The sequence below is a fragment of the Rhizobium ruizarguesonis genome (assembly GCF_012349115.1).
GTDB lineage: Bacteria > Pseudomonadota > Alphaproteobacteria > Rhizobiales > Rhizobiaceae > Rhizobium > Rhizobium ruizarguesonis.
Window position 1 is genome coordinate 75,775 of record NZ_PQIG01000084.1, and the last position, 6,351, is coordinate 82,125.

The window sequence follows — 6,351 nt, forward strand, 5'->3', positions numbered from 1 at the left end:
CTTGCGCTTTGCAAGGCTGCTGCAGCGCGACAAATCCGTCTGCCGCGCAAATTAGAAGCGCATGGTTTTTTTGCAACAACGCGCCAGCCCCTCTGATGGTTATCCATGACGATTTTGAGCGTTTACAATAACAATCCGTTAATCGATGGCCGGCAATCGGACAGGGCCATGATGGTGCGGCGCGGAACGCAGATATTGCTGCATGAAATGCGTCACGCCGTGCTGCCCGAACTGCCGCTGGCCAGCGGTCGCCGCGCCGATCTGATCACTCTTTCGGAAAAGGGCGAGGTCTGGATCATCGAAATCAAGACGTCGATCGAAGATTTCAGGGTGGATCGCAAATGGCCGGAATACAGGCTGCATTGCGACCGCCTGTTCTTTGCGACTCACAAGGATGTGCCGCTGGAGATTTTTCCCGAGGAATGCGGGCTTTTCCTGTCGGATGGTTATGGCGCGCATATGATTCGCGAGGCGCCGGAGCACCGCATGGCGCCCGCCACGCGCAAGTCGGTCACGCTTAATTTCTCGCGCGCCGCCGCACAAAGGCTGCTGATGGCCGAATGGGCGAACGGAAAACCGTTCAACGTGGATGATGTCTGATGCCGCGCTGTGCTGTCTATTTCGGCGCGCGTTTGGCAAGGATACGCTGCAGCGTCCGCCGGTGCATGTTGAGCCGGCGGGCCGTTTCGGAAACATTGCGCTCGCACATTTCATAGACCCGCTGGATATGCTCCCAGCGCACCCGGTCGGCCGACATCGGATTTTCGGGAAGCTCGGCCTTTTCGCCCGGCCGTTGCGTCAGCGCCGAAAACACGTCGTCGGCATCCGCAGGCTTTGCGAGGTAGTCGACAGCGCCGAGCTTCACGGCCGTCACCGCCGTTGCGATATTGCCATAGCCGGTCAGCACGATGATCCTGGTGTCGTCGCGTCGCTGGCGGATCGCCTCGATGACGTCGAGCCCATTGCCGTCGCCGAGCCGAAGATCGACCACCGCATATTTCGGCGGCCGGCCTCTCGACTTCGCAACGCCTTCCGCCACCGATTCGGCCGTCTCCACCTGGAAGCCGCGCGTCTCCATCGCCCGTGCCAGGCGGCGCAGGAACGGCCCGTCGTCGTCGACGATCAGCAGGCTGGCGTCGGGACCGATATGATCCTCGTCCGACGCGGCGAAATTGTCATGATTCTGTTCTGTCATCGTCTCGGTCCCGGCGGTTGAGCGCCCGATCTGCGTTAACCGCTATATCCTGTTTATGCCGACAAAGTCATTTTGTCGAATTTGCGTCGATCAGCATGCGCGGCCATTCGATTCGGATACGCGCGCCCGCACTTTCCGGATCGCGGTTCTCGAAAACCAGCGACGCCCCCGAGCGCTCCAGCAGGGTTTTGGCGATGAAAAGCCCGAGCCCGAGGCCACCGGCCGTATCCTCCTTCTGCCGCTTGGTCACATAGGGTTCGCCGATCCGCGTCAGAATATCGGGCGCATAACCGTTGCCGTCGTCCTCGATAACGATCAGCACTTTGTCGTGATCGTGCTCGACAGTGACGGTCACTTTCTCCCGCGCGTAATCGACGGCGTTTTCGATCAGGTTGCCGAGCCCGTACATGATGCCGGCATTGCGGTCGGTGACCGGTTCGCCCTTGCGCGGGCTCTTTTCGATGAGCTCGAGAGCGATACCGAATTCCCGGTGCGGGGCGACGATCTCCTCGATCATCGACGAAAGCGGCAGGCGGCGCATATGCGCCTCGCCCTCCGAGGAAAGCGTCGTCAGCCGCCGCAAGATGTCACGGCAGCGTTCGCTCTGGCTGCGCAGCAGCATCACGTCCTCGCGGAAACGATCGTCGTTCTTGAGTTCCCGCTCCATTTCCTTGGCGACGACGCTGATCGTCGCAAGCGGCGTGCCGAGCTCATGGGCGGCTGCGGCTGCCAGCCCATCGAGTTGCGACAGATGTTTTTCCCGCTGCAGCACCAGTTCGGTCGCAGCCAGCGCATCGGCAAGCTGGCTCGCTTCCATCGAGACTCGATAGGCATAGAAGGCGGCGAATGCCATCGTCGAGGCGATCGAGCACCAGACACCGAACTGCATCACGTTGTGCACGTTGATTTCGACCCCGTCGAACCAGGGCAGCGGGAAGGGCGAAAAGGCAAGCACCGTGATGCAGACCATCGCAAAGCCGATCAGCGCGGTGCTGTAACGGATCGGCTGCGAGGCAAAGGAGATGATGACGGGCACGCAGACGAGCGCCGCGAAAGGATTGGCAAGGCCGCCGGTGATGAACAGCAGCGCGCAGAGCTGCAAAAGGTCGAAGCCGAGCAGCGCAAAGGCGGCTGGCGGTTCCAGCCGATGCGTCGGTGGATAGCGGATCGTCAGGTAAAAATTCACCCAGGCAAGGGCGGCGATCAGCGAAGAGCTGGCAATCAGCGGCAAAGGAAATTTCAGCCAGAAGGCAACGATGAACACCGTCAGCGCCTGTCCGCCGACGGCAAGCCAGCGCAGCCGCACCAATGTCTGCAGGCGCAGCCTGCGGCTGTTGTGCCGGTCCTCCAGCGTATAGCCTTCCGTGTTGTCGATCATGCCAGGCTTGTCGATCATGCCGAGGGCTCCTTGAACGGCCCTCATGTACCACGCGGTTTTGCCCGTGTCGTCGGCAACGCATCCTCCGGCCGCTCCGGCCAGGGATGCCGGGGATAGCGCCCGCGCATATCAGCACGCACATCCCTCCACGAGCCGGCCCAGAAGCCCGGCAGGTCGCGCGTCGTCTGGATCGGCCGGTGCGCCGGCGAGGTGAGCTCGAGCAGCAGTGGCAGGCGGCCACCGGCAATGGCTGGATGCTGCTTCAGTCCAAACAGCTCCTGCACGCGGATCGTTAGCACCGGCTCCTCGCCCTCATATTGGATCGGATGCCTTTGGCCGGTCGGCGCTTCGAAATGGGTTGGCGCAAGCCGGCTAAGGTCGCGCTGCAATTCGTGCGGCACCAGCGATATCAGCCCGTTCGAAAGCCCGGCTGTGGAAATCTCGGAAAGGCCGCGGGCGTCGGTCTGAAAGGGGCCGAACCACTCGTCCAGCCGGGAAAGCAGGGCGCTGTCGCTGACATCAGGCCAGGGCTCGCCGATCATCCGGTGAAGGAATCCGATCCGCTCGCGAAGCTGCATGGCCTCCTTCGAGAAGGCAAGCTGATCGAGCCCCAGCTCGCGCACCCCCTCCACCAGTGCCTGGGTGACTGCTGGCCCGGAAGGTCGCGGCAAGGGTGTCTCTTCGAAGACGATCGCGCCGAGCCGGGTTGCCCGCCGCGCCCTCACTTGCCGGCTCTGCCGGTCGAAGAATATCTGGTCGCCGGTTTTGATCTCGCCGGGAAGCTCGGCTTCGACGTCGCCACGCGTCACCTCAGCTGCCGCCAGAACCCGCGCCTGCGCCGCCCGTCCAGTCAGGTCGGCAATCACCAGCATCTGGCTGCCGGCCAGCCTCTCGGTTTCCGGCAGCTCCGCTCCGCGCCCGTTCGCCATTACGAATCGGCCGCGGCCGCCGCGCTGAAGTGCGATTCGATCCGGAAATGCGTGCAGCAGCAGCTGGCCCGCAAGTGCCGGCGCCGTTGCGGTAACGCTGTCGAGGCCGCTCGCCAGCCGTCCTCCCAGTCGCCGTGAAGCCTCCGCTCTCTCGCCGCGCTCGGCCTTGAAACGCCGCAACCGCTCCTCGATATCGATGCTCGGTCCGCCAAGCCCCTGTTCGGTGAGAAGCACGGCGACCAACGCCGCATCCCGGGCATGCCCCGATTCGCCTGCGGAGACGACCATGGCGGCAAGCCGCGGCGGCAAAGCGAGATCGCGCATCACCTTGCCGCGCGCCGTCAGCGCCCCGTCCTTGTCGAGTGCGCCGAGCTGGCCAAGCAGTACCCGCGCCTCCCTCAGCGTCGTTTCCGGCGGTTGATCGACGAAGGCAAGGGATGCCGGATCCTGAACGCCCCAATGCGCGAGATCGAGCACCAGCCCTGAGAGATCGCTGGAAAGGATCTGCGGTGGTGTGAAGGCCGGCAGTGCCGCCGTCTGTCCCTGGTGCCATAGCCTTATGGCGATACCAGGTTCCGTTCGTCCGGCACGGCCGGCCCGCTGATCGGCGGAAGCCCGCGATACGCGCACTGTCTCCAGCCGCGTGATCCCCGTCGACGCCTCGAACACCGGCAGGCGTTGCAGCCCGCTGTCGATCACGATCCTGACGCCGTCGATGGTGATCGATGTTTCGGCGATCGACGTCGCAAGCACAATTTTTCGCGTCCCCTGGGATGCCGGTCGGATCGCCGCATCCTGCTCCTTCTGGCTGAGATTGCCGTAGAGCGGCGCAATCAGCGTCTCGGCCCCGAATCGTCCCTGCAGACGTTCCACGGTCCGCGTGATTTCTGCCTGGCCAGGCAGGAAAGCGAGGATCGAGCCCGCCTCATTGGCATGGGCATCGAGTATAGCCCGCGTGACAACATCCTCGATGCGTTCGCCGCCCGGCCGGTCCTGGTAACGGATATCGATCGGAAAGCTGCGCCCCAGGCTTTCGATGACCGGTGGGTGGTCGAGCAGGGCGGCCACACGTTCGACGTCGAGGGTCGCCGACATGACCAGGATACGCAGGTCCTCGCGCAGCGCCGACTGGACGTCGAGCGCCAAAGCGAGTCCGAAGTCTGCGTCCAGCGAACGCTCATGGAATTCGTCGAAGATCACCGTCGAGACACCGGTCAGTTCCGGATCGTCGAGGATCATCCGGGCAAAAACCCCTTCGGTCACCACCTCGATCCGTGTCGCTCTCGATATCCTGTTGTCAAGGCGCATGCGGTAGCCGACCGTCCCGCCGACCTGTTCGCCGATCAGCGATGCCATCCGGCTTGCTGCCGCCCGCGCCGCCAGCCGCCGCGGCTCCAGCAGGATGATCTTGCCGTCACCGCGCCAGCCCTGGCCAAGTAGGTAAAGTGGTACCAGCGTCGTCTTGCCGGCGCCGGGCGGTGCGGAAAGAACGGCGCGTCGCTGCTCGGCCAACGCGGCACCGACGGCCGGCAGGACATGTGAAACCGGAAGATCCGGCAAGGATGCACTGATTGTCACTTTCGGCCCGTCACTGTCTCGTAGGCAAGAATCGCCCCGGCGAGATCCTCCAAAGCCGCCCCGACCGACTTGAACAGCGTGATCTCAGCGTCATGGCTTCGTCCGCCATGGGCGCCGCTGACGAGTTCCGCGAGCTCAGCCCTGATGTCGCCTTGATTCAGCACGCCGCTTTTCAGCGGCTGAACGATATCGCCCGCCTCGCTGATGGCACCGGCGCGGGTATCGACAAAGACCGAAGCACGGCGGATGGCCTCGTCGTCGCTTTCACGCATGCTCGGCTTGAAGGCGCCGACGAGATCGAGATGGGCGCCGGGCTTCAGCCATTCGCCTGATATCAGCGGCTCGCTGGAAAGCGTGGCGCAGGAAATGATATCGGCTGTCCGCACTGCGGCTTCAGCATCTGCGACCGCCTCGGCATTGAGGCCGAGCGCCCGGGCTTCGGCTGCGATCTTTTCCGCCGCTTGGCCGTTGCGGCCCCAGACCCGGTACCTCTTGATCGGCCGGGTCGTGCCGTGGGCAAACATCAGGTTGAGCGACAGCCGTCCGGTTCCGCAGACGAGCAACTCTTCCGCATCAGCGCGGGCGAGATGGCGGGCCGCCAGCGCTGACGCCGCCGCCGTCCGCCGTGCGGTCAACTCGCCGCCGTCGATTGCAGCAAGCATTTCCCCAGTGGCGCCGGAAGAAAGAAGATAGGTTCCGAAGATCGCCGGCAGGCCCCGCCGCATATTGCCTGGAAAGACCGAGACCGTCTTCACTCCGGCATAACGTCCGGGAACCCAGGCCGGCATCAGGAGCAGTGTGGCGCTCTCCTCATCCGGTACCTCCATCTCATGGTGATGGCGCACCGGCATCACGCATTCGCTCTGGAACATGCGGGCGATCGCCTCGATCAGTTCCGGCCAGGGCAGGGCCGCGCGCGTCTGTTCTTCATCAAGGACAAGCATTCTTCACTCCGCCGCATCGTTCTTCATCGCCAAACTAGCGAGTGAGGCGCGGCATAGGCAAGCACCCTGGAATTCCGCGCCAAGCGCCCCATATAAGCCTTGTCTCCCTCGCCGAAGCCATTCTTCGGGATTCGGCGAAAACGAATCTCAAAAACCACCCATTCGGGCGGTGAATTTCTTCGTTTCTGGAGATGATCGCTAAAAGCCCTTCATTTTCAACCTGTTACAAAAATGTCAAAAAACTTTGGTTGGGTGTGTTGACGGATGAGATTGGTTAGTTCTATAAGCCCACTCACTGAACGAGGGCGGCGGCGCTGCTGGCGACGA

5 protein-coding genes are annotated in these 6,351 nt (G+C 63.2%); 1 reads left to right on the forward strand and 4 read right to left on the reverse strand.

Annotated elements, in window-relative coordinates:
- Positions 1 to 105: 105 nt before the first annotated feature.
- Positions 106 to 600, forward strand: coding sequence for an MmcB family DNA repair protein (locus C3Y91_RS19915; protein WP_018068882.1), 495 nt, complete (start codon positions 106 to 108; stop codon positions 598 to 600).
- 16 nt (positions 601 to 616) lie between these two features.
- Here C3Y91_RS19915 and C3Y91_RS19920 read toward each other — a convergent pair whose 3' ends face one another.
- The 4 genes from C3Y91_RS19920 to lhpI all read right to left on the reverse strand — a co-directional run bounded on the left by C3Y91_RS19920 (position 617) and on the right by lhpI (position 6,024).
- On the reverse strand, positions 617 to 1,195 hold the full coding sequence (locus tag C3Y91_RS19920; RefSeq protein ID WP_011649881.1) for an ActR/PrrA/RegA family redox response regulator transcription factor: 579 nt from the start codon (positions 1,193 to 1,195) through the stop codon (positions 617 to 619).
- Positions 1,196 to 1,262: 67 nt separating this feature from the next.
- Positions 1,263 to 2,591, reverse strand: a complete 1,329-nt coding sequence (locus C3Y91_RS19925) for an ActS/PrrB/RegB family redox-sensitive histidine kinase (protein ID WP_024322877.1) — start codon at positions 2,589 to 2,591, stop codon at positions 1,263 to 1,265.
- Between the two features lie 23 nt (positions 2,592 to 2,614).
- A complete protein-coding gene (hrpB, locus tag C3Y91_RS19930; RefSeq protein ID WP_024322876.1) occupies positions 2,615 to 5,080 on the reverse strand; it encodes an ATP-dependent helicase HrpB in 2,466 nt (821 codons plus the stop codon).
- A complete protein-coding gene (lhpI, locus tag C3Y91_RS19935; RefSeq protein ID WP_018068879.1) occupies positions 5,077 to 6,024 on the reverse strand; it encodes a bifunctional Delta(1)-pyrroline-2-carboxylate/Delta(1)-piperideine-2-carboxylate reductase in 948 nt (315 codons plus the stop codon). Before lhpI ends, hrpB begins: the two co-directional genes overlap by 4 nt.
- Between the last annotated feature and the right edge of the window lie 327 nt (positions 6,025 to 6,351).